We start from the raw sequence: 22,044 nt of genomic DNA on the forward strand, positions 1-22,044 counted from the left end.
CACACATGAGAGCACAGACGGAGCAGCCCTGGCAAGCCCGAAGTCAGCCTTCGCGGTATCGCCGCTCCGCGGTGACGCCGACCCCGGCCGCCTCGTCGAAGTGGTAGACCTCGCGCCCGCGCACGAACACCCGCATGGCCCGGTTCATCACGTCCAGCGGGTCACCCGACCAGAGGACCACGTCGGCGTCGAGGCCCGCCTTCAGTGAACCGACCTGGTCGTCGAGGTCCAGCATCGCGGCCGGGTTGACGGTCAGCGCCTTCAACGCGGTCTCCGGGTCGAGGCCGTCCTTCACCGACAGCGCCGCTTGGTACACCAGGAAATTGATCGGCACGACCGGGTGGTCCGTGGTGATCGCGATCCGCACGCCCGCCCTGGCGAGAATGCCGGGCGCGCGCAGGGTGCGGTTGCGCAGCTCCACTTTGGACTTGGTGGTGAACAGCGGGCCGAGGATCACCGGCACGTCCCGCTCGGCGAGCAGATCCGCGATGAGGTGGCCTTCGGTGCCGTGGTTGATCACGAGTTTGTAGCCGAACTCGTCCGCCAGCCGGATCGCGGTGACCATGTCGTCGGCGCGGTGGACGTGCTGGTCCCAGTACAGCTCGCCGTCGAGGACCTTGGCCAGCGTCTCCTTGGTCAGGTCGACGTCGAACGGCTTGCCCTCACCAGTGGCGTGGTCGCGCTGAGCGGCGTAGTTGCGCGCGGCGGTGAACGCGTCGCGGATGGTCGACGCGACGCCGAGCCTGGTCGAGGGCGTCTGCTTCTTGTCGCTATGAGATTCACACGGCGTCGCGAACGGAGGGAGCGAACATGATCAACACGAGGGTTGTCGAGGTAGAGCCCAACGCGGGTGAGCTGTGCACATGTGGGGATGAGGCCGTGAAGGTGTTCGTCGTATCGCACGAGGAGGACGAGGAGCGCCGCGTGCCGTACTGCGGCGTACCCAAGTAGCGCGCCTACCTCCTGACACTGAGCCCCTGTCGAGATACATCGGCAGGGGCTCTGTCGCACTCTCAGCCGTCGTACGGTCTCGCGTCGTTGTTCCTCCACGAGCGCCACGCCTTCACGCCCACGTGCTTCGCGCCCTTCACGACACGGATGATGAGACGCCCTACGGCACGCATCACGTAGCGCTTGGGGCGCTCAGCTTCCTTGTATCGCGTCACGTTGACAGCCGTGCGCCCGAACCTGGCACGGGCCGCGCGTTCGCTGTACGCCTCAACGATCTCTTGATACGGCCGTTCGTCCGGGCGCTGAACCGTGACACTCCACAGGTGCTTTCGGGGGTTCGAGGGCTTCAACCGTCCGCGTTCATCCCGTTCCACTCCGTAACTCCCCGCTCATCCGCTCCACACCGACGGCTCATCGTGCCAGCGCGACCACTCGACCCAATGTGACGCAGAACACTTTTAACGGTCTTAGTGCAGCTCAGAGCGCCTACCGCGAACGGTGCAGCCCGAACCCCTCATATTCCCTGCGCAGCATATGCCCATGTCCATGACGTTCTACATGATCTCTGAGTTACGGGGGGTTGTTGAAGATACACATCTCTTCACAAGGCCACCCGCAGGGGAAGGGAAGCGGGGACGGAGACAGGGAAGGGACAAGATCAGCATGACGCAGTGGAAGGGACCCATAGCCGCACGGGCACGGGCTGAGCGCATCCGTACGAACCTCAGCGGGGCCTACGAAGAGCTTGCGCAGGCGCACCGGGAACGGGACTGGGAAGCGCTTGCGTACGCGTCGTGGGACGAGTACCGCGAAACCGAGTTCGGCACGGTGTTGACCAAGATCGCCAACGTTGAGACACGCACGGACGTTCACCGCGCTCTCAGCGATGCGGGCATGTCTCAGCGGCAGATTGCCAAGAGCACAGGCAGCAGTCAGAGCACGGTCAGCCGTGATCTTGACGAGAGTGATTCATTTGGGTCACTGCCACCACTCCCCGCAGACATTGCGGACCAGGTTCGAGAGCACGAAGTAAAGACACGTGAGCGTGAAGCCGCGCGAGAGTTTCAGACGGTGCGGAGTTCGGCGCAGTCCATCGACGCATCTCTAACACGTGCGGTCATGGCCATGAACGAAGATCCCGCGCCCATCATTGGCGAGTACTTGGACGACGCGATTGCAGCACTTGAGCACGTCTCAACCATCCTCGACCGTTTGCGGTTGATCCGCGATGAGGTGTCGTAAACGCAGTGCATCGAAGCCGATAGAGGACGTAACTAAATGAAGCCGCGGAACGATTGATGCAATTTGCATCGCACCTGACCAAAGATATTTTTCGGCACGCCAAAGAATTACGACCCCTGCATGTAGTCTCCTTAGGCAGCGCCTTTCACGGGCGCTTAATTTAGCACTATCACCGTAAACCCCAAGGAGGACAGCTATGACCGAAGCATTTCGTTGCGGCCATGCCAAGACGCCAGAGAACAGCCGAATGAACGACGGCTATGCAAGGTGTCGAACTTGTCAAAACCGACAGGTGCAGGCATCTAAGAAGCGTCGTCTAGTACGCGCAAAGGCTGACCGCATTGAAGTTGAACGCCTAACGATCGAGAACGCGCGACTACGCGAACAACTAGAGCAGTGCCTAAAGGGGTGCGTCGCATGATCACCCTAATTGGCCTGTGCGTGGTGTTGTTGTTCCTCGCAGAGTTGAAGCGACACAGCACCGACACAATCTGTAATTATATGAATACGGAGCCGGCCAGGGCCGTGCAAATTCTCGGAGGAAATGACAATGAACGACTGTGACCACTCGATGTGTGAGCGTGAAATCGGGGAGCTTTGGGACATGGTTCAAGAGCTGCGCGACCAGATGGAAGAACTTAAGCGTGACGCGACATAGAAAAAGCGCCTTGCCACATCAACGTTTCCGATGACATAGCAAGGCGCTTCGACGCAACACAACGAAGAGAACGACACACAAGGGGCGCAGGTCCCACAAACAAACCTACTAAGGAGATTCTACATGTTCGAACGTCAGTCGTTCATTGACTACGCGGACGCTAACGGGTGGGCTTTGTTCCCCATCCATGGCCAGACGCGCCCCCGCGAGTGGCAGAACACTAAGCACGGAGAATATGAGTTTGAGCGACTATCTAGGGCAAGCGGAGTTGGTGTCGTTCTAGACAACTCCGGACTTGCCGTAATCGATATCGACCCGCAGAACGGCGGAAGCCTTGAGGCGATCGAAGAATGTTTCGGGAAGCTACCGCGCACGTTCACAGTCGCCACGCCAAGCGGAGGAACGCACCTGTACTTCAGGTTGCCCGCAGGTGTTGAATCGCTAGGAAAGATTATCAACAAGCTCGTTCCAGGCGTCGACTTCCTCTGTGCAGGCTGCTACGTGGCAGGTCCCACAACTGAACGTGAGGCGGTCAATAAGAAGCCCGCAGGAGTTTATGAGGTATTGCAGGCCGTTGACCCTGTAGAGCTACCTCCGGTCATTCTGGCGGCATGGGTAGCACATCAGGCATCAAAGGGCGTGACTCGTGTTTCAAGCACACTGAGCGAAACGCACCCATCGCGCTATGAAGATGTTCAGCCGGACCCTTCATCGTTGAGCGCCGATGAGTTGGCGCGATACCGACGCTGGATCAATGACGGGGTTCAGAAGATCTCTGAAGCGGTTGATGGAGAGCGTCACGACGCTCTCATTACAGAGGCTACGAACGCCTTCCGCAATGCCGCGTGGAGTGGTGACGATTGGGACGATATTCAGGCAGCGATTGAACAGGCATACAAGCTGAGCGGGGGCGAGGACTTCCGCGACTTGAGCATGGTCCTACGTGACGCACGCACTTACGCGGAGGCTTCTCCTAAGGCTCACTTCGCGAGTTCCCCTATTAAGGCACAGGCGACGGTTCCCAAGGAAAGTGCACTCGCACGTCTCAACTCCTATGTCCCGGAGGCGCGCCGTGTCACCATTGCCGCTAAGCGCACCGACAGTGCCAATGCTGAGCGCGTCGCCGAAATGCTGAATGGGTACATCCTGTACAACCCTGGCATTGGGTGGTTGGCGTGGAATGGGAAGGTGTGGGAGTGCAACGAATCAGCGGCACGTGAGCTAGTGCGTCGCTCAAACAAGTTGATTTGGGAAGACGTTGCGGCGCTCGGAGCTTCTGACGACAACGGGGGTATTTCCAACGCTACGAAGTTCGCCGTCTATGCGAACAGTGCGGCCGGGATCACAAACACTCTCACGTTGCTTAGCAGCCTCCCAAGCGTCTACGTTGCCGACGTCGAATCGTTCGACTCACACCCCGATTTGGTGAGCGTTCAGAATGGAACCGTGAACCTAGTAACAGGTGAGCTTTCCCCACACAGGAAGGAAGACCTGATCACCAAGGTACTAAACGTCAACTACGATCCGAGCGCGAAGCGCGACCGCTGGGAGCGTTTCGTTGAAGAGATTTTCCCTGGCAAGCCTGACGTAGCCGAGTATGTACAAAGGCTCTTCGGGTACTCGCTCTCAGGTCACAACACGGAACACATTTTCCCTGTGCTTGTCGGGAAGGGGCGTAACGGGAAGTCCGTAATGCTTGACGTTCTCTCCCACGTGTTCGGCCCATTGGCTACAGGACTGCTACAGGGAGCCTTTGACGACAAGGCAGGGAACACGAAGGACACGGAGGTTGCCTCATTGCGTGGCCGACGTATGGCCGTCTTGAGTGAAACGAGTGACACCCTTGTCATGGATGAGGCGCTAGTGAAGCGCCTTACCGGAGACAACAGGGTTGAAGCCCGTGAGTTGTACGGCAGGAAGTTCTCATTCCGTCGCGCTTTCCAATTGTTCCTTGTCACCAACCACAAGCCTGACTTCCGTTCACAGGGCGAGGCTCTATGGGACCGCGTGCGCCTTATCGAGTTCTCTAGGTACTTCAAGCCCGAAGAGCGCGAAAAGGGGCTAGACGCCTACCTCATGAACCAGGAAGCCGATGGCATCTTCGCGTGGTTGGTGGCAGGTGCAATGAAGTGGGCACGTAGTGGATTGCAGGAGCCTGAGAGCGTTCGTGTGGCGACGCAGGATTACAAGGTCTCCACGGACAAGCTGCGCGAGTGGGTCTCAGACCGTTGCATCGTTGGTGAGAATGAGCGCGAGTTGGCGTCAGCGTTGTGGAAGGACTATCAGGAGTGGGCCGTCAAGGAACTTGGAAAGCCTGAGTTTCGCGGTAACCGTTCCTTCTACACTGCGCTATCTGAGAAGGGCTTCTCAAAGGTCGTAGGCGCGGGCAACAAGACGTACGTTCACGGCCTGCGCCTCAAGCCTGGAGGGAGTTGGGAAGCCGCCACGCCGCGCGAAGAGTTCTGAAGAGTTAGTTTCAGTGCCGAAAAGTTAGGTTCAGAGCCTGTTTTATAAAAGTATCTCCTATACGCGTATAGAGAAAGTTTTCAAAATAGGGCTCTGAACCTAACTTTTCAGCACTGAAACTAACTCTTGTAGCGGCACGACCCCTCTCAGTGACACATACGACAAAGCCCCTGACACCCTCTCCTAGGGAATCAGGGGCTTTGTGTTGCCCTCAGGCTGTGAAGTACTTGAAGACCTCATCCCAGTCGGCACCTTCAATGCTGCGTGTCGAGAGTTCCGAATGATCCTTCAACCACCGTACGGCCTGCACTCGGTACGCCTCCACGCTCTCATGTGAGAATCCCTCTCCCGTACGTTGAAACATCCTGGTCTCAGTTTGCAGGGCTTCCATAACTTCGCTTGTCTCTCGCGTCTCCACGTGTGAATTATCAGAGTGACAACGTCTGTTGTCAACCAACGCGCGCGTCGTCTTGAATCGAACCCAGATCAATGCGCATCACGTTAGCCAGCTCAACGAACGCATCCCTAGCTGGCAGCCAGACTTCCATAAAATCGCCTTGTTCTGACGCATCCGTGTCTTGCGCCTTTATAAGCCACCTTAAATTTCGCTCAAGGTGCTCCCTGAACGCCCGCGCCTTATTTGTCACCTCATCGGAGGCAATAATTGAACAGGCTGTAACCTCGCCCCGCAAACGTCGCACACTCCGCATCAGGCCGTCAACGTGGTCGGTACTATCCGGCGCATGTGAAGTTCTAGCGATTGAAACAATATCCACCACCTCTGTGAATACCGCAGCTATCTTTATGTAGGTTTCGGACCGCAGGCCAAAGAGTAGCTTCCTACGCTCTAATTCACGCTGATGTTCAAGCTCACCCGAAAACCGTTCTTTTTGCGCCTTGCGTTCCTCTTCTGATCTCTTATTCGCACTCCTCACGTTCAACCACGTAGTGATTGAGGCCGTCAAGATTGCGACTAACGCCGTGGTGCCAGCTACAGCGATTGTCAGCCATGCGGGTGTGTTGTTCATTCGACCACTCCGAGATCACGTCGCATAGCTCGTGCCACCCGCTCAAAGTTATCAACTATTCCATGCCACTGGGTTCTAACCTCTTCATCTTGCGACTCCGCCAATACGGCGACTATGAATGCGTTAAGAATATCATCCATCTCCTTAGCTTCTTCCTGAAGTTCAGAAGACGCCACAAGACGGCATTCCTTGATTATGTGGCACATTTTGCGAGCCCCATCCATCACTGCTCCGTCGCCTCCACCCCATATCAAAAGCCCTGCTACAGCTTCCGACAGGTTTGCATAGGCCGCAAAGAACGTCACATAGAGTTTCGATCGCTCATCGAACAGAAGCTTATGCCTCTCTAACTCACGCTGATGCTTGAGCTGATCGGCGAACTGGTCACGTTGGTGCTCCAACTGCACAGCGAACTGGTCCCGTTGATTCGCGAACTGTTCTCGTTGATTCGCAAGCTCTCGCTCAGATCTACGATTCGCAAAGATATTCGTGAACAACACTGTCAACACGCTGCCCGTGACAGTTATAGCCGCGATCAGTACAGCCGACCACCAAACCTGATTCGTACTCATCGGGCAATCGTAGCGCACCCATTCGCGCTATCCGACACTCTCATTGCTGCGTGTCGAGAACTCCTAAATCTGCGCGCACAGCCTTGACCATCTCCGCATACAACGCGCGTGCAGGTTCATATGCAGCCCCCGCATCAAAAGTGTATTCACCTGTCATGCGCGCTTCTCCTGTCTCTTCAGAGAACTTCTCAACACGGATCATCAAAGCGTCTGCCATATCCACTACAGCAGCTCCTCCCAATGCACGACATGCGAGAATTGCGCTTTGGAATCGGTCGATACGTTCCCAACTCTTAGCGAGCATCCCAGTCGGCCCGCTCATTTCGATTGCACGAATGAACTTGTGCATGACGTATGAGCATTCCACAAGCTCTAGGTATGCCTTTTGTCGAGCGTCGTGCACAAGCTTCCGTTGCTCTATCTCGCGCTGATGCTCAAGTTCCTTAACGAACCTCTCCCGTTGATGCGTTAGTTCACCCTCGGATCTGCGATTTGCGTACTTGTTGGTCAACCAGACCGTCAACAAGCTACCTGTGACAGTTATCGCCGCGATCAGTGCCGCCGACCACCAAACCTGAGTCGTGCTCATGGAATGATCCTAGCGCACCTTTCTTAGCCCATTAATAGCCCTCACCGCGACTTCAATTATTGACCCCTGTTAGCCGGCCACCTGACGTCATTTCTTCAAATCAAAAGCCGAACACAGCGACCCCTATATGTAGTCTTATATCAAAGGCCACATGGTGGCCAAACTTCCTTCCTGCACCTTTGAAAGGGGGCGTGAAGCATGTCTGAGAATGAGCTATGGGCACCAATCGAAGGTTTCCCCAACTATGAGGTATCCACCTTGGGACGCGTTCGACGCAACGGCAGGGTGATTGCTCAGTACAGGTACGACACGCACCCTGATAGGCGTCCGTGGTCACGTGTCACGTTGCATGTCGACAGGGTGCCCACACAGCGAGCCGTTCACGTTCTCGTGGCTAACGCATTTCTAGGCGAACGTCCTAAGGCATCGTCCATCCACTTCAAGAACGGCATTAGCACTGATGCACGTTTGGACAATCTCTACTATGGGCCAGCGCGCAGCGAACAGACTTACGTCAAGTACCAAAAGGGTCGCATAAAGTAACACCCCAGGGGCATTAAGACGTCGCACTTAGCATATGGCACATATCAGCACCCAATGCCCCACAAAACGCACAGGGGTAACGCACTGTGTGAATGACCGTGAAGCAAGCGCAGTCACTCACGTTGCCCCTGAGTCCCTTCCTCGCTATGCACTACGCATGACACGTAGCGCACACAGAGTGGGACGAGAATGCGACACGCACACTGAGATAAAGACAGTGAGCACGAGAGAATGAGAAGGCGAGAGTATGCACAGTGCACAGGACACGGCGCACGCTTCGCTTTGCGTTTCGCATTTAAGTTGCACTTTTTATTTTGCTTTGCGCACGCCTGCGTGGCACAGGACACGTTCCCCCTACCAGCAGAAAGACCCAGGGGGGTGTGCCCCTCCACCCCTGGTCACTACCGCCCAGTATAGCAGGGTGAAGGTTTTGTACGGGTTCCAACAAAAAATTGACACAATTCCGAAAGGTATTCATCGCACATGGGTCGCGGAGGCTACCGTGCCGAATATCCGACGTGCATTAACGGGCACGAATTCACCGAAGATAACACGCGTACTGACGCCAACGGCTATCGCTACTGTCGCACCTGTCAACGCGACCGAATGAGGCGCAAGCGCGCCGAGCAAAAGAACGGGGAGAAGTGATGGCACGCTGCCAGATTGAAGGCGAGAATTGCGCGGGCACCTCTGCGCGTGTCGTACAGCTCCGAGGACGCGCCCATAACGCTTGCGCTCCCTGTTCTCGCATCGCATGGCTTAATGAGTATCGCTCTCAGTGGGACAAGGGAATTGCGTTCGACCGTGGTCCTGCAACACGGGGCTACGAATGGCTGTTGGACCCCGTTCCAGCGCCATGGGGACGCGATGAATTGGACCCGCGTACCGAGGAAGAGAAGCGAGCATCGCGCAAGCGTCGCGGACTTTGACCCCCTCGTTGAACGGGTTTTCGGTCTAATTCCAAATGATCGTTCGGCCCTAACATCGATGCCCCGAATACAACACAACACACATTGAGGAAATGACATGTCAGACCTAACCATCCACACTCAGAACACGAAGGTACGCGAGATCATTTCGCAGGCTCAGGCGTTGGGATTCAAGCTCCCCGCCGTTTTGCAAGCTAAGCTTTCTCGCGCCGAACATCTCACCAATTTGGTACGCGAGGTCACCCCGCAGGAAATCGCGAATGCCACCGATGAGGACATGCCCGAACTTGTCGAGCGTATCGCGCGTAACGCTTCCTTTCAGACGCCTACGGCTCAGGTTTCGCTTGGAAAGTTCCGTGACACTCTTGACCAGGATTTGTACAACACACTCCGCGCATCCGCCGAGGATCTGTACAACGCGGTAGCTAAGAAGCTAGACAAGGAATTCGATAAGATCACTAGCGATGCGTGCGCAGTTCCATACGAGTTCGCCGCTAACCCTGCTTTGTGGGAGCGTCAGACACGTGAAGCGATCGATGCTTACAAGCGACTACGCGTTTCGATTCCGAAAGTCGCCCCACTCGTGAACCTTCTGCACACAATCGCCGTGACATTCCTGCCACCTCTCCCCGTGTCACAGTGGGAACTAAAGGGACTTGGGAACTTGCACGTGTTCTACAACTTCAATGGACAGACGTCACCGACATTGGCTCAGCTACGCCTACCTGAAAAGCCGTTGGTGTCGCTGGAAATGGTCGTGTACCTAGCGAAGCGAAACATCTTCCTTAACGCACAGAGCGTTGAAGAGAGGCACACGACAGAGCGGGCGTTGATCGATCAAGCGTTGACATGGACGCAGGTTGATGACAAGTGGATGCCCGCCAACGAAGCGCCCGAAATCCCGCAGGGCTTGATGGTGCCTGTTGCCTATCCAGGCAGCCTATAAGACGGGGCGCTTGAGCGCTTAGGGTTCGATCCTTTGCCCTTTGATGGCGCTCGCGCCGTGTACCTGACTCGAATCCCCGACGATTCAGGTACAAACACAGGATGCGTCACCTCCTCCCTGTCACGTGTCCTGTGTTCCTCGCACCATGGGATGCGGTCCCTTCCTCTCGCCGAACCCCATGTGTGCAAACAAAAACCCTGCCACCTAGCGCCGTGAACACGCTCAGGTGGCAGGGTTTTTGTTGTGCGGCTTAGGAAACTTCGTCCAACACCAACGCGGGGACAGGCTCAGGAGACGGAGACTTGAGCAGGCAACGATCACACGGCATACCTTGCACGCCGTTTAGAATGTCGAAACTGTTGGGCTGCAAGTAAAGCGTGCACAAGGTTGGGTAGCCGAATCCAGGCAGGAAAGTGAGTTTCCTCGTCTCCGCAACGACTTCCACAAGATGCGTCGTGCGCTTCAACTCACCAACGATGCCGCGACGAATTCGGACGAATGCCAACGCCATAACGTGACCTCCTCTCTGCCATGCGATCACGGACGGCCGGAACGATCAGGACGGCGAGGGGCAGCACGATCAACACACCGATGCTGATCAGCGGTCCCCACGGGTTCGGTATTGGGAGCATGCGCAAAGCGTTCATCGGATGTAACGCTGTGAGCAGGGAAGATGAGGGGAAGGTTGGGGAAGCTTGGTATCTTGAGCCTGTGACCTCGAACGATCGGCTGACACGGGCACGTGCGGCCATGCCGTCGCGCCTTTACCCCGGTACGTCCATGGGCCGCGACGAGCTGGCTGCCCTGGTCAGGGACTGGATCACGAAGCACGACGCACGTGGGCGACTCTCAGCGTTCGACGGCAATCATCTTGGAAAGCTCGAACGTGGCAGCGTCCACAGGCCAGGCAAGCCCATGCGTGGTGCCCTGTGCGCCATCCTCGACCGTTCGGAAGCTGACCTAGGGTTCGCGCCTGGCAGTGAGGCTCAGCGCGTCTCACAGGCCGTCTCAGGTGTCACGCACACGGATGCTGCGAGCTTGAAGGCCGTTGCGGGTGTCTTGGCATCCGTTCGTCGGCTTGAGGACGTCACAGGCCCTGCGGAGGTACTTCCAACGGTCCTGTCTCAGACGGCCCTTGCTGAGCGCCTGGCCGACGAAGCTCAGGGCAAGGTGAGGAAGCGTGCCGTGTCCCTGTTGGCGAACCTCGAAAATTACCTAGGTTGGCTCACGCTTTCCCTCGATCACTTCTCAGACTCACGTCATCACCTCGAACGTGCGGCATTCCTCGCTGTTGAAGCCGATGACGCGATGCGCCTAAGTACAGCGTTGAGTTTCAGCGCGTATAGGAACGTTCGACGCGGGAACCTCACAGCCGCAGCGTCGCAGACAGAAGCCGCAGCAAGGGACGAGAGGACGAACGTGGGGATTCGTGTCTATCTCAATTATCAGCGTGCGGAGATCTTAGGTATGAATGGTGAGAGGAACGACGCGTTAGAAGCGCTACGTCTCGCCGACCATCTCACGTCTCATATCCCCGATGGTGCGGGCAATTGGTCACAAGGGTGGTACTACGTGGCGAACCGTGCGCTAGCCCTTTCAGCGCTGGGGGATAGACGAGAGGCATCACGCGCCGCTAATGATGCCATCTCGCTAATGCCCTCTGATCTCTCAAACCAACCGCTTAGGATTCGTCAGACTGCGCGACGTGTTCAGGCTCTCGCGTAAGCCCTGTCATTTCCCTGATCTCGTCCCATGAATCAACCTTGTGCGTGCGGGCAGGTTTCAATGCCGTGTCCCATTCGTTCACATCCCACGTGATACGTGTACTCAAGGGTCCATCCACGTGCTTCCCTGAGACATAGAATTTAACACCGCGATCCCTGAGCGGGCTCAAGTCCAAATCACTGCTAGGTACATCCTCGCCGTAAATCTCTTCGTAAAGCTCACCGTAGGTATATCCCATCGGGTGCAGGCTGCTTTCAGCTTCCACGGTGGGCAGCGCCTTGAACTTTTCAATTCGCTCACTGATCGCTGCTACACGCTGCCTGAACTTTGCCTTTAACGCAGGTGCGGTGTCGTACTCTCCTGATTCAAGCTCACCCATCAAACGCCCTAGGCGCACTTCCTCTTCCTCAATCTGCGATTGAAAGTTTTGGGCGACAGTCTCACGTAGCACCATCACGGGCTTGTCGCGCATCTCAAGCATCCACGTGGAGCGCACAAGCTCAATCGCTTCGTTCTCTTCCGCAGTACTTCCCACGCATCCCGTGTTCTTTAATCGCTTGGACATGCACTGATAGTGCGCCCTTACAGACTTGTCTTTGCGTGGTCGCGCTGTTCGGTACATCGTGTGACCGCACTCAGCACACTTCAGGATCCCCACAAGCGCGGAATTGTCCGTGCGTTCCTTGCTGCCTGACAGGCGTCGTACTTCAATCGCCACTTTCGCCAACGCCCATTCAGCGTCCGTGACGAGCGGGTGTTCTGCGTAACGAAGCGGGATTCCTTCGTCGTTGAGTTCTACAGCCCACTTCGTGGGTACCTTGCGACCTTTTGCCATGGGGTTGCGTTTGCCTTCAAGTGTCGCCCATTCCGTGACACGCGTGACGATTGACCTGATGGCGTACCCCTCGCCGTCCGCGCCTAGAACAATGTCGTGAATCGTGGAGGGGTACCAAATCGCCACGTCATCCTCATACACGGGCTTCTCTCCGCGACCACTCACCAATTTCTTGTGTTCAGGTTCGCCACGTTGCAACCGCAGGTAGCCCTTCGGTGATGGAATGCCGCGCGCGTTCAAGTCCGTTGCGATGGACGAGCGTGATTCACGCTTAAGGCGCTCCACGATTTCCCGCACGATCGATGCAGGCGACTCGCTACCACCAGGCGTGAAAGGTTCGTCATCAGCTTCTAGTGCGAACCCAATACCGCTCGAATGCGGGCACTTGCGGTAGCCGTACAGCGGACGCCCTGCGGGCCAACGCGCCACCGTGAGCATGTACGAGCGAGCCTCTTTGATTTGGTTCTGCGTGATCTCAGGCTGCAACTGCGCGACGGCACCAAGGATATACGCGGTGAACTTCCCGTACGGGGACGAAAGGTCAAGTTCCTGTTCGAGGAAGACGATTCGAACGTCGTTCTCCTCGCCCCACTCAATGATCTTGATCAGGTCTCCGAGGTTCCGGCACAACCTGTCGATGTTTCTCACGATGAGGATGTCTAGATCATCCGGCCGTCGAAGCCACGATCCAAGATCAGGCCGCAACCATGGGCTCACCTTGAACGCGGAGATGTCCAGGTCTTCCGCGAAGTGGATCTCTGTAGCGCCTAGGGCGCGTGCCTTGTCCTCACCGTTGATGGTTTGCGTCTCTGGGGAGGTAGCGTCATCACGCAGGCGAGAGACGCGCGAGGAGACTAGGGCTCTGACCTGGCGTGTTGTGGCCGTCATGGGGTCAAGCTTGAGCGTGTGAATGTGCTAGCGTCAAGTTCTTGTCCCCGTAGACGCGCTTCGGGTTCTCGCCGAGCGCGCTCTTCACGCTGACGCCCTCGGCGAAGATCATGTCCAGCACGGTCCGGCCCCAGGTCTTGACGCCGATCGTCTGCCCTCCGATGGGGTTCCCCGAGCCGGGCTTGATGACGACGCTGGTGACGCCGCCCGCGAGCGCGTCGTCGAAGCCGGGCTCGTACGGATCGATCCCGTCGATCGCCCGGAACCGCGCCCCGTTGGGGTCGGTCATCTCGTTGGTGTCGTTGCCCGACCAGCCCTCGCCGTCCTCGTGGACACCGAGGTGGGCGTGCGCGTCGATGAACCCGGGCAGCACCCAGCTACCCGCGGCGTCGATCAGTTCGGCGTCGTCGGGGACGTCGACGTCGGCGACCGCGGCGACCGCGGCGATCTTCCCGTTCTCGATGAGGACCGTGCCGCCGTCGATCGGATCACCGTCGACCGGGACGACGTAGCCACCGACGATGGCCTTGACCTGTGCTTTGTTCGACATACTTTGACACGCTAACGAACTGGGCCGTCCGGACGCACGCGGGGCTTTTCAAAGTGGACCAGCTCGTAGTGCTTCTCGGGCGTCCGGTGCGTTTCGACGTAGCCGAGCTTCCGGTACATCCGCAACGGACCGGCGCTCCGCTCGCCGGTGAACAGGCGGAACACGGTCACCGAAGGCGGCGCGGCCGCTTCGGCGGCGAGCAGCAACGAGCTGCCGAGCCCGCGCCCCTGCCGGTCCGGGGCCACGATGAGCCTGCCCACGAGACCGGCCTCACCGTCCACGACGATCCGGACACTCGCCACCAATCGCCCGGATTCCCTGCTGCCCCAGGCGAAACACGCGGGATCGCTCAATGCCTCCTTGGTCTGCTCGAACGTCTCCAGCAGTGGCGGCAGGGCGAGGTTCTCGTGCTCCCTCGCCTCCGGGACGTACGCCGCGCGCTGCAGCGTGAGCACTTCGCCCGCGTCGACGGGGCCCAGCCGGAGCAGAGACCGCGGTGACATCGTCAGCGCACCCGGATTCCCCAGCTGCCGGTCCACGAAGTGGCGGGCTCCAGGTCGATCAGGTCGGTGCCGGTGTTGAGCGCGTCGGCGGGGCAGGTCATCGGCTCGATCGCCACCGCCCGGCCGCGGCCGACCAGGTCGTCCGGCGTGAACACCTGTGCCCAGCGGAAGTCCGGCCCGGTCCAAATCAGCAGCTCCCGATCCCCGTGCGAGAGGACGTGGTGATGGTTGCCGTCCTCGGCCACGCTCAGCCCGCCGAACGCCGTGTCCAGGTCGACGCCTTCGAGCACCTTGCCGGACCGGAAGTCGTATTCGGTCCCCTCGACGTCTTGTTCGTCGGCGTACGGCATCTGCTCGTCGCCGAGGTACGGCCGGACCCGGCTCGCGGGCAGCGTCAGGGTCAGCTCGTCGGTGGGCACGTCGCCGATGCGGAAGTAGGGGTGCGTGCCGAGCCCGACGCCGATCGGGCTCTCGCCCTCGTTGCGGATCTCGTGCGTCACGACCAGCTCGCGCGGCGAGATCTCGTAGGTGATCGTCGCGCGCAGCGGCACCGGCCAGCCTTCCCGCGCCGGTACGTCGATGGCCAGGGTGATCGACGACTCCGCGTGCTCGAGGAGTTCCCACTCTTCGTGCCGGGTCAGGCCGTGGATCGCGTTGCCGCGCGCCTCCTCGGTGATCGCGAGTTGCTGCTTCTCCCCCTGGTGCGTCCACTGGCCGCCCTTGGTGCGGTTCGGCCAGGGCAGCAGCACCTGCCCGGCCCCCTTCGGCGGCTTCTCGTCCTTGGCGAACGCCTCGACGTACGGCACCCCGCCGACCTCGAACGCGCGCAACCCGGCACCGATCTCGGTGACGACGGCGCGCGCGTTGCCGCGGGTGATCTCGAACTGCTCTCCGGTGGGATTGGCCATGCGGACGAGGTTACCGGCGGCCGCCGGGAAAGCAGTCTGGCCTTGCCACGCCCGGACGAAGGAGACCGCCGCGATGACCGTTCCCGGCTACCCCAGCACCGTCGGCCGCGTCCTGGGCCGGGTCGCTCTCACGTTCGCCGATCGCGTGTGGACCTACGCGGAACTCGACCGCGCGGCGGGCCGGGGCGCCGCGAAGCTGCTCGACCGCGGGCTCGGCCACGGCGACCGTGTCGCGGCCTTCGGCAAGAACTCCGACGCGTACCTGGTGCTGTACCTCGGTTGTGCGCGGGCAGAGCTGGTGCACGTGCCGGTGAACTTCAACGCGCGCGGCGAGGAACGCGAGTACCTGCTCACGCAGTCCGAACCCGCCGTCGCCTTCGTCGACCCGCGCCGGCCGGACACGTCGGCGTCGAGCATATGTCCACACTGGACGTAATCGCTTGGACATTGGACGAAACCGTTGCCCCGCATGAGGAATCCGGGTCACCGACGATGACCTCGTCCAGCTGCCCGCGTGGCGGATCTCTCCTCAGCCGAGATCATGGGCCTCGCCCAACCGAATGAGAAGTCCTCGCGCCGCGAGGACAGAGCGCTCATCTCCGGCGTCGAGCAGGTCCGCCGCGACAGCCGCCGGGATCGCGAGGCCGCCTGGTCCCGGCGGACGCAGAACACCGGACAGGGCAGGAACACGAATCACCGCGTTGGGTTCCGCGCTGTCCAGCCGCAGTCGACGTGATCGCGCGAGTTCGTCGAACCGGGCGGCGTCCACATAGAACTCCGGGCGGAGAGCGGCCGGCCGGCGGCTTCACCACGTTTTTCCGATGCTCGACCGACCGGACGTCGACCGGCAGTTCACGGCCGATCCCTACTTACTAGACCGGTCGTCATAGTTTGAGCTACAGTCGGCCGCATGGTCCGCCGCACCGACACCAGGCAGCGCATGCTCGACTCCGCCGCCGAGCTCTTCCACCAGCAGGGTTACCACGCCACCGGGCTCAACCAGCTCGTCACCGCCGTCGGCGCGCCCAAGGGATCGCTGTACTTCCACTTCCCCGGCGGCAAGGAGCAGCTGGCCGCGGAGGCCATCCGCCAGTCCGCGGATCGCCTGTGCGATCGGTTGCGCACGATCGCCGCGAACGCGCCCGACATCGTGACCGGGATCGAAAACATCATCGACGCGCTGGCGACCTCACTGGAGGAGTCGGATTTCCAGCGCGGTTGCCCACTCGCGACGGTCGCGCTCGACGCGTCGGGTGACAGCGAGGTGATCCGCCAGGCCTGCGCCGACGGCTACACCTCCTGGCACACCGTCATCGCCGACGCGCTGGACACCGACAAGGCGGACCAGCTGGCGACCGTCGTCCTCGCCGCCATCGAGGGCGGTTTGCTGCTGGCCAAGACCTTGCACGACACCGCGCCGCTGCGCGCGATCGCCCCTCATCTGGCCACCACACTCGAACGGGAGTTGTCCTGATGCGCGTCCACCACCTCAACTGCGGGACCATGCGGCCGATCGGCGGCAAACTCGTCGACGGCAGGCCGGGGCTGTTCCGCCGGGCGGAACTGATCTGCCATTGCCTTCTGCTGGAGACCGGCACCGGGCTCGTGCTCGTCGAAACCGGCGTCGGCACACCGGCCGTCAGCAGGCCCGCCGAATGGCTCGGCGCCGGTTTCGTGCGGCTCGTCCACCCGGACAGCGACGACGACCTGAGCGCCACCACCCAGATCCGCAAACTCGGCTTCGACCCGGCCGACGTGCGCGACATCGTGCTCACCCACCTCGACCTCGACCACGCGGGCGGGCTCGTCGACTTCCCTCAGGCACGGGTCCACGTCCACGCGCGTGAACTCCAGGCGCTGGAGAAGCCGATCGACCGCAAGGAGGCGAGCCGCTACCGGAAGGTCCAGTTCAGCCACGGCCCGGACTGGAAGTCGTACCGCGCCGACGGCGAGCCGTGGTTCGGGTTCGACGCCGTCCGCGAACTCGAAGGGGTCCCGGACGTCCTGCTCATCCCCCTGGCCGGGCACACCCGCGGGCACGCCGGCGTCGCGGTCGACACCGGCGACGGCTGGCTCCTCAACGCCGGTGACGCCGTCTTCCACGGCGGCGAACTGGAGCGAAACCCGCACATCCCCTTCGCGCTCGGCTTCTTCGAGTCGTACATGCAGACGGAGAAGACGGCCCGACTGGACAACCAGCGCCGACTGCGCGAACTTGTCGGTAACAACGGTGCCGAAGTGACGGTCTTCGCCGCGCACGACGCCACCGCATTCGAACGGCTCAGCCAGAGGAGCAGGTTATGAAGGTGCACCACCTGAACTGCGGCACGATGCGCGCACCGGGAGGCAGGCTGCTCGACGGCCAGCCCGGTCTGCTGCGCCGCTCGAAGCTGGTGGCGCACTGTCTGCTCATCGAGACCGGCGACGGTCTCGTGCTGGTGGACACCGGTTTCGGCCGCGAGGGGGTCGCGAATCCCGGCGCGTGGCTCGGCACGCCGTTCACGATGATGGTCGGCGCGAAGCCGGTCGAGACGGAGACGGCGGCCCACCACGTCGAGGCGCTCGGGCACCGGCCGGAGGACGTGCGGCACATCATCTGCACCCACCTCGACGTCGACCACGCGGGCGGGCTCGCGGATTTCCCGAACGCCGTCGTGCACGTCCGCACCGCGGAGCACGACGCGGCGACGTCACCGTCCAGTCAGAGCGAGAAGTTCCGTTTCCGCGCCAACCAGTTCGCCCACCGTCCCTTGTGGAGCCATTACGACGAGGCCGGGGACGAATGGTTCGGCTTCCAGGCCGTCCGTGAGCTCAAGGGCCTGCCCCCGGAGATCCTGCTGGTGCCGCTCGCGGGACACACCAAGGGCCACACCGGGGTGGCGGTCGACACCGGCGACGGCTGGCTGCTGCACGCGGGCGACGCGTACTTCTTCCACGGTCAGATGGATCCGGTGAAACCGCACTGCCCGCCGGGGATGACCGCGTTCCAGAACCTGGTGCAGACCCTGCGCAAACCGCGGCTGGAGAACGTCGAGCGGCTGCGGGAGCTGGGCCGAGAACACGCCGACGAGGTCACCGTGTTCTCGGCCCACAGCCCGGTGGAATACCAGGCGCTCAGTCGTTGACAGGAGTGGTCAGCCGACCGGCGGCTCGACGGGCCGCCGGTCCTCTTCCTTGTGCGTGGCCCGCATGACGAGCCAGTTGATCCCCCACAGCACGATGCCGACGCCGAGCAGGATCGCGGCGACCTTGTAGTCGCGCGCGGGCCGCCCGGACAACGGCGTCACCAGGTAGAGACAGAAGATCGCGGCCAGCACCGGGATGATCGTCGGCGCGCGGAAATGCTTGTGCGCCGACTTCTCCTTGCGCAGTACCAGGACCGCGACGTTGACGATGGCGAACACCGCCAGCAGGAGCAACGCCGTCGTACCGCCGAGCACACTGATGTCCACAAAGGACACAAGACCGATGGCGATGACACTGGTGAACACGATCGCCACCCACGGGCTGCGGCGGAACGGGTGCACCGTACCCAGCTGCTTCGGGATGATCCGCTGGTTCGCCATGCCGTAGAGGAGACGGCTCGCCATCAGCATGTTGATCAACGCCGAGTTGATCACCGCGAAGAGACCGATCGCGGAGAAGATCTCACGGGGGAAACCGGGAGCGCCGACGTCGAGCACCTTCAGCAGCGCGCTGCTCTTGGCCGCCTCCAGTTCGTCCGCGGGCACCAGCAGCGACGAGGTCACGGAGACCATGATGTAGATGGTCGCGGCGATGACCATGCCCCACAGCATCGCCTTCGGGAAGATCCGGATCGGGTCCTTGCACTCCTCGGCCATGTTCACCGAGTCCTCGAAGCCGACCATCGCGAAGAACGCCAGCGACGTCGCCGAGGTGATCGCCACCAGCATCGTCTGGTTCTCGGTGTCGAATTCGACCAGCCGCGACGCGTCCCCGTTGCCGTTCAGCACCGCCCACACGCCGACCCCGATGATGATCAGCAGGCCGCCGATCTCGATACAGGTCAGCACCACGTTGGTCTTCACCGATTCGGAGACCCCGCGGAAGTTGATCAGCGCGAGCCCGATCACGAACAGGATCGCCACCAGCGGCATCGGCGCGGTGATGAATTCCTTGAGGTAGGTGTCACCGAAGGCCTTCGCCGCCGACGAAGCCGACGTGATCCCCGAGCACATCACCGCGAACGCCACCATGAAGGTGAGGAAGCGGATCTTGAACGCCTTGTGCGTGTAGAGCGCCGCACCCGCCGCCTGCGGGTACTTGCCGACCAGTTCCAGGTAGCTGAACGCGGTCATGATCGCGACCACGAACGCGATCAGGAACGGCAGCCACAGCGCGCCGCCCACCCGGCCGGCGACCTGTCCGGTGAGCGCGTAGACGCCCGTCCCGATGATGTCCCCCACCACGAAGAACAGCAGGAGCTTGGAACCCATGACCCGTTTGAGGCTCGGCTGACCGGCCGGACCGGTCTGTTCTGTTGTCGTCGTGTCCGCCATGCGGCAAGAGTGTGCCGTATCACGTCGGGGGCCCGACAGTCCGGTTTGGTCAGTTCTTCGTCACGGGTTGACGAAGCACGCGTTCGGGTAGATCGGTCAGTTGGCGTCGACCGCGGTTTTCACGAGCGGGGTCATCATTTCCTGCGTCATCTTCGCCGGGCCGGTGTAGTTGACCAGCACGGGCACGTCGCCCACGAGCTCGGCGGCCGCCAGCGTCGCGGTCTTGTTCTCGTCGACGTAGTAGAGAGCGCCCTCGCCGACACCGGCGACGTCCTTCGCACCCGCCTTCGCCTTCTTGAGCGCGGCGACCATCTCGGCGGGCTTGAGCTTCTTACCTTCGAAGCGGGTCACCGCGAGCGCGCCGATCTGCTTGCCTTCGGCCGAGTAGACGCAGCTCTTGGCCTTGCCGCCGTTGGCGGCGTTGTCCTGCACCGGCCCCGGCGCCGACGTCACGCCCTGGACGGAGATCGCCTTGCCGACCGCCTCGGCGGGCAGCAGCGCGCACGGCTCCTTCGATCCGTCGCCGCCGGTGGGAGCGGCCGAAGAACTCGGCGCGGCGGAGGGAGCGGGGGCCTGGCTCGACGGCTTGGCCGCGTCGTCCGCCTTCTGGTCCCCGGACGAACAGGCGGAAAGGGTCGCGATGACAGCGGCGAATCCGGCGATCGCCCGTGAAATACGCATGGCCCGACGATAGACCGAGTGACTCAGTCCGCCGGGGCCCGGTATCGCCAGAACGACGGGATCAGGAACGCCGCGCCGATGACCAGCACGATGACCAGCACCCCGCCGCCGGACGCCGCGGCGGCGGTGCCGACGCCGGCGGCGGCCCAGCCGTGGGTGAGGTCGGCGATCCGCGGGCCGCCCGCGACGACGACGGTGAACACGCCCTGGAGCCGTCCGCGCATCTCGTCGGTGGTGGCGAGCTGCAGGATCGACATCCGGTAGATCGCGCTGACCATGTCGGCGGCCCCGGCGAGCGCCATGAAGAAGACCGCGAGCCACAGCGACTGCGCGAGGCCGAAGCCGACGATGGCGGCGCCCCAGACGCAGATGGAGACGATCACGCCGACGCCTTGCTTGCGGATCCTCGTCAGCCAGCCGGAGAAGAGACCGATCAGCATCGCGCCCGCCGGAAGCGCGGCGTAGAGCCAGCCCAGCGCCGGACCACCGCCGGGCGGATCGCCGAAGGTGCGCTCGGCCATCTCCGGGATCAGCGCGCGCGGCATGCCCGCGACCATCGCGATGATGTCGACGAGGAAGGAGGCCAGCAGGATCTTCTGCTTCGCGAGGTACTTGAAACCGTCGATGATGTCGCGGATCCCGGCGCGGCGCGCGATCTCGCCGAGCGGCGGTATCGGGGGCAGCTTCCAGACCGCGATGAGGGTCAGGGTCAGTGCGATGACGTCGATCAGGTAGAGCGTCGAAAGGCCGAGGACCGGGATCAGCGAACCGGCCAGCAGCGGGCCGAAGACCGCGCCGAAGGTGGCCATCGTGCTGCTCAGCGCGGTCGCGGGCGCGATCAGCTTGTCCGGCACCAGCCGGGCGACGACGGCGCCGCGGGTCGGCATGTTGATCGCGAAGAACGCCTGGTTGGCCGCGAGCAACCCCATGACGAGCCAGACGGAGCCGAGGTTCAGGAACGCCTGGAGCCACAGGACCGCCGAAGTGACGGTGACGCCGACGTTGGTGACGAGCAGGAGTTTGCGGCGGTCGACGGCGTCCGCGATGGCGCCGCCCCAGAGACCGAAGACGAGCAGCGGGACCAGGGCGACCAGGCCGGTCAGCCCGACGTACGCCGACGAGCCGGTGAGGTCGAAGACCTGTTTGGGGACCGCGACGGCGGTGAGCTGGCTGCCGACGGCGGTGACCGCGGTGGACAGCCAGAGGCGGCGGAACGCGGGGATCTTGAGCGGCCGGGTGTCGACGACGATCGAGCCGAACAGCTTGCGGACACCTTTGCGGTGGTCAACCCCCACGTCGTCACTCACAACCCGACAGCTTAGCCGCGCTAACTAACCCTTCGCGCGCGATTTACTTCACCCGCGGGCACTGAAGGCCGGGCCGCCGCCGTGGGAATGTCGGGGAAGCCACTTTCGCGACGCCCGCGGGCCCCCAAAGGGGTTTCGTCACACCCCCCCACCCAACCCGCAACCCAAACCCCCCCCCCCACCCCCACTCGTACCCCCCCCCT

General features: G+C 61.4%; 20 protein-coding genes and 3 pseudogenes. 11 read left to right on the forward strand and 12 right to left on the reverse strand.

Features of this window, described 5'->3' with window-relative positions; genetic code table 11:
- Positions 1–43: 43 nt before the first annotated feature.
- Positions 44–769, reverse strand: a pseudogene (locus tag ACZ6DT_RS22540) (amidohydrolase family protein); the annotation flags it as partial.
- 41 nt (positions 770–810) lie between these two features.
- Here ACZ6DT_RS22540 and ACZ6DT_RS22545 point away from each other — a divergent pair.
- Complete coding sequence (locus ACZ6DT_RS22545; protein WP_465598464.1) at positions 811–951, forward strand: hypothetical protein; 141 nt, start codon at positions 811–813, stop codon at positions 949–951.
- Between the two features lie 62 nt (positions 952–1,013).
- On the opposite strand, the gene ACZ6DT_RS22550 is transcribed toward ACZ6DT_RS22545, so the two are convergent.
- The gene (locus ACZ6DT_RS22550; RefSeq protein ID WP_465598467.1) at positions 1,014–1,325 is read right to left on the reverse strand and encodes a hypothetical protein; all 312 of its coding nucleotides are present in this window, start codon (positions 1,323–1,325) and stop codon (positions 1,014–1,016) included.
- 289 nt (positions 1,326–1,614) lie between these two features.
- Here ACZ6DT_RS22550 and ACZ6DT_RS22555 point away from each other — a divergent pair, with 289 nt between their 5' ends.
- Both ACZ6DT_RS22555 and ACZ6DT_RS22560 read left to right on the forward strand, forming a co-directional pair.
- The gene (locus ACZ6DT_RS22555; RefSeq protein WP_465598469.1) at positions 1,615–2,193 is read left to right on the forward strand and encodes a hypothetical protein; all 579 of its coding nucleotides are present in this window, start codon (positions 1,615–1,617) and stop codon (positions 2,191–2,193) included.
- Between the two features lie 781 nt (positions 2,194–2,974).
- Entirely contained in the window at positions 2,975–5,317 is a 2,343-nt protein-coding gene (locus tag ACZ6DT_RS22560; RefSeq protein WP_465598472.1) for a phage/plasmid primase, P4 family, read from the forward strand.
- Positions 5,318–5,766: 449 nt separating this feature from the next.
- Here the strand turns inward: ACZ6DT_RS22560 and ACZ6DT_RS22565 are convergent, their stop codons facing one another.
- Genes ACZ6DT_RS22565 through ACZ6DT_RS22575 form a run of 3 tightly spaced genes read right to left on the reverse strand, consistent with a single transcriptional unit; the run spans position 5,767 to position 7,506 of the window.
- A complete protein-coding gene (locus ACZ6DT_RS22565; RefSeq protein ID WP_465598475.1) occupies positions 5,767–6,345 on the reverse strand; it encodes a hypothetical protein in 579 nt (192 codons plus the stop codon).
- Positions 6,342–6,917, reverse strand: a complete 576-nt coding sequence (locus ACZ6DT_RS22570; RefSeq protein WP_465598478.1) for a hypothetical protein — start codon at positions 6,915–6,917, stop codon at positions 6,342–6,344. The genes ACZ6DT_RS22565 and ACZ6DT_RS22570 overlap by 4 nt, the downstream gene beginning before the upstream one ends.
- 40 nt (positions 6,918–6,957) lie before the next feature.
- Positions 6,958–7,506 (reverse strand): hypothetical protein, encoded by a 549-nt coding sequence (locus ACZ6DT_RS22575; protein WP_465598481.1) that lies wholly within the window; start codon positions 7,504–7,506, stop codon positions 6,958–6,960.
- A gap of 198 nt (positions 7,507–7,704) precedes the next feature.
- Between ACZ6DT_RS22575 and ACZ6DT_RS22580 the strand changes: the two genes are divergently transcribed.
- The 3 genes from ACZ6DT_RS22580 to ACZ6DT_RS22590 all read left to right on the forward strand — a co-directional run bounded on the left by ACZ6DT_RS22580 (position 7,705) and on the right by ACZ6DT_RS22590 (position 11,649).
- A complete protein-coding gene (locus tag ACZ6DT_RS22580; protein ID WP_465598484.1) occupies positions 7,705–8,049 on the forward strand; it encodes an HNH endonuclease in 345 nt (114 codons plus the stop codon).
- Between the two features lie 1,026 nt (positions 8,050–9,075).
- A complete protein-coding gene (locus ACZ6DT_RS22585) occupies positions 9,076–9,924 on the forward strand; it encodes a hypothetical protein (RefSeq protein ID WP_465598487.1) in 849 nt (282 codons plus the stop codon).
- 591 nt (positions 9,925–10,515) lie between these two features.
- Complete coding sequence (locus ACZ6DT_RS22590; RefSeq protein ID WP_465598490.1) at positions 10,516–11,649, forward strand: hypothetical protein; 1,134 nt, start codon at positions 10,516–10,518, stop codon at positions 11,647–11,649.
- Here ACZ6DT_RS22590 and ACZ6DT_RS22595 read toward each other — a convergent pair.
- The 4 genes and pseudogenes from ACZ6DT_RS22595 to ACZ6DT_RS22610 form a co-directional block, all read right to left on the reverse strand.
- Entirely contained in the window at positions 11,606–13,372 is a 1,767-nt protein-coding gene (locus tag ACZ6DT_RS22595; protein ID WP_465598493.1) for a recombinase family protein, read from the reverse strand. The two genes, ACZ6DT_RS22590 and ACZ6DT_RS22595, sit on opposite strands and share 44 nt — an antisense overlap.
- Before the next feature lie 31 nt (positions 13,373–13,403).
- Positions 13,404–13,922: pseudogene (locus ACZ6DT_RS22600) on the reverse strand (amidohydrolase); the annotation flags it as partial.
- Between the two features lie 11 nt (positions 13,923–13,933).
- On the reverse strand, positions 13,934–14,425 hold the full coding sequence (locus ACZ6DT_RS22605) for a GNAT family N-acetyltransferase (RefSeq protein ID WP_465598658.1): 492 nt from the start codon (positions 14,423–14,425) through the stop codon (positions 13,934–13,936).
- A 2-nt stretch (positions 14,426–14,427) separates the two neighbouring features.
- Positions 14,428–15,333, reverse strand: coding sequence for an aldose 1-epimerase family protein (locus tag ACZ6DT_RS22610; protein ID WP_465598496.1), 906 nt, complete (start codon positions 15,331–15,333; stop codon positions 14,428–14,430).
- Positions 15,334–15,406: 73 nt separating this feature from the next.
- Between ACZ6DT_RS22610 and ACZ6DT_RS22615 the strand changes: the two are divergent.
- The 5 genes and pseudogenes from ACZ6DT_RS22615 to ACZ6DT_RS22635 form a co-directional block, all read left to right on the forward strand.
- Positions 15,407–15,842, forward strand: a pseudogene (locus ACZ6DT_RS22615) (AMP-binding protein); the annotation flags it as partial.
- Between the two features lie 5 nt (positions 15,843–15,847).
- Positions 15,848–16,069: a hypothetical protein gene (locus tag ACZ6DT_RS22620; RefSeq protein ID WP_465598672.1), complete on the forward strand. Its 222-nt coding sequence runs from the start codon at positions 15,848–15,850 to the stop codon at positions 16,067–16,069.
- A 174-nt stretch (positions 16,070–16,243) separates the two neighbouring features.
- On the forward strand, positions 16,244–16,807 hold the full coding sequence (locus ACZ6DT_RS22625; protein ID WP_465598499.1) for a TetR/AcrR family transcriptional regulator: 564 nt from the start codon (positions 16,244–16,246) through the stop codon (positions 16,805–16,807).
- A complete protein-coding gene (locus ACZ6DT_RS22630) occupies positions 16,807–17,637 on the forward strand; it encodes an MBL fold metallo-hydrolase (protein ID WP_465598502.1) in 831 nt (276 codons plus the stop codon). Before ACZ6DT_RS22625 ends, ACZ6DT_RS22630 begins: the two co-directional genes overlap by 1 nt.
- A complete protein-coding gene (locus tag ACZ6DT_RS22635; protein ID WP_465598505.1) occupies positions 17,634–18,458 on the forward strand; it encodes an MBL fold metallo-hydrolase in 825 nt (274 codons plus the stop codon). Before ACZ6DT_RS22630 ends, ACZ6DT_RS22635 begins: the two co-directional genes overlap by 4 nt.
- Before the next feature lie 9 nt (positions 18,459–18,467).
- On the opposite strand, the gene ACZ6DT_RS22640 is transcribed toward ACZ6DT_RS22635, so the two are convergent.
- The 3 genes from ACZ6DT_RS22640 to ACZ6DT_RS22650 all read right to left on the reverse strand — a co-directional run bounded on the left by ACZ6DT_RS22640 (position 18,468) and on the right by ACZ6DT_RS22650 (position 21,841).
- Positions 18,468–19,853 (reverse strand): APC family permease, encoded by a 1,386-nt coding sequence (locus ACZ6DT_RS22640; protein WP_465598508.1) that lies wholly within the window; start codon positions 19,851–19,853, stop codon positions 18,468–18,470.
- A 96-nt stretch (positions 19,854–19,949) separates the two neighbouring features.
- Positions 19,950–20,534, reverse strand: a complete 585-nt coding sequence (locus ACZ6DT_RS22645) for a DUF3558 domain-containing protein (protein WP_465598511.1) — start codon at positions 20,532–20,534, stop codon at positions 19,950–19,952.
- A 23-nt stretch (positions 20,535–20,557) separates the two neighbouring features.
- The gene (locus tag ACZ6DT_RS22650) at positions 20,558–21,841 is read right to left on the reverse strand and encodes an MFS transporter (RefSeq protein ID WP_465598514.1); all 1,284 of its coding nucleotides are present in this window, start codon (positions 21,839–21,841) and stop codon (positions 20,558–20,560) included.
- Positions 21,842–22,044: the final 203 nt, after the last annotated feature.

It is taken from the genome of Amycolatopsis sp. NPDC041971 (genome assembly GCF_055588925.1).

What these genes read in the sequence shown, in the direction of transcription:
- ACZ6DT_RS22545 (WP_465598464.1), top strand. Translation starts at nt 811, where the DNA reads ATGATCAACACGAGGGTTGTCGAGGTAGAGCCCAACGCGGGTGAGCTG.
- ACZ6DT_RS22555 (WP_465598469.1), top strand. Translation starts at nt 1,615, where the DNA reads ATGACGCAGTGGAAGGGACCCATAGCCGCACGGGCACGGGCTGAGCGC.
- ACZ6DT_RS22560 (WP_465598472.1), top strand. Translation starts at nt 2,975, where the DNA reads ATGTTCGAACGTCAGTCGTTCATTGACTACGCGGACGCTAACGGGTGG.
- ACZ6DT_RS22565 (WP_465598475.1), bottom strand. Translation starts at nt 6,345, where the DNA reads ATGAACAACACACCCGCATGGCTGACAATCGCTGTAGCTGGCACCACG.
- ACZ6DT_RS22570 (WP_465598478.1), bottom strand. Translation starts at nt 6,917, where the DNA reads ATGAGTACGAATCAGGTTTGGTGGTCGGCTGTACTGATCGCGGCTATA.
- ACZ6DT_RS22575 (WP_465598481.1), bottom strand. Translation starts at nt 7,506, where the DNA reads ATGAGCACGACTCAGGTTTGGTGGTCGGCGGCACTGATCGCGGCGATA.
- ACZ6DT_RS22580 (WP_465598484.1), top strand. Translation starts at nt 7,705, where the DNA reads ATGTCTGAGAATGAGCTATGGGCACCAATCGAAGGTTTCCCCAACTAT.
- ACZ6DT_RS22585 (WP_465598487.1), top strand. Translation starts at nt 9,076, where the DNA reads ATGTCAGACCTAACCATCCACACTCAGAACACGAAGGTACGCGAGATC.
- ACZ6DT_RS22590 (WP_465598490.1), top strand. Translation starts at nt 10,516, where the DNA reads ATGCTGATCAGCGGTCCCCACGGGTTCGGTATTGGGAGCATGCGCAAA.
- ACZ6DT_RS22595 (WP_465598493.1), bottom strand. Translation starts at nt 13,372, where the DNA reads ATGACGGCCACAACACGCCAGGTCAGAGCCCTAGTCTCCTCGCGCGTC.
- ACZ6DT_RS22605 (WP_465598658.1), bottom strand. Translation starts at nt 14,425, where the DNA reads ATGTCACCGCGGTCTCTGCTCCGGCTGGGCCCCGTCGACGCGGGCGAA.
- ACZ6DT_RS22610 (WP_465598496.1), bottom strand. Translation starts at nt 15,333, where the DNA reads ATGGCCAATCCCACCGGAGAGCAGTTCGAGATCACCCGCGGCAACGCG.
- ACZ6DT_RS22625 (WP_465598499.1), top strand. Translation starts at nt 16,244, where the DNA reads ATGGTCCGCCGCACCGACACCAGGCAGCGCATGCTCGACTCCGCCGCC.
- ACZ6DT_RS22630 (WP_465598502.1), top strand. Translation starts at nt 16,807, where the DNA reads ATGCGCGTCCACCACCTCAACTGCGGGACCATGCGGCCGATCGGCGGC.
- ACZ6DT_RS22635 (WP_465598505.1), top strand. Translation starts at nt 17,634, where the DNA reads ATGAAGGTGCACCACCTGAACTGCGGCACGATGCGCGCACCGGGAGGC.
- ACZ6DT_RS22640 (WP_465598508.1), bottom strand. Translation starts at nt 19,853, where the DNA reads ATGGCGGACACGACGACAACAGAACAGACCGGTCCGGCCGGTCAGCCG.
- ACZ6DT_RS22645 (WP_465598511.1), bottom strand. Translation starts at nt 20,534, where the DNA reads ATGCGTATTTCACGGGCGATCGCCGGATTCGCCGCTGTCATCGCGACC.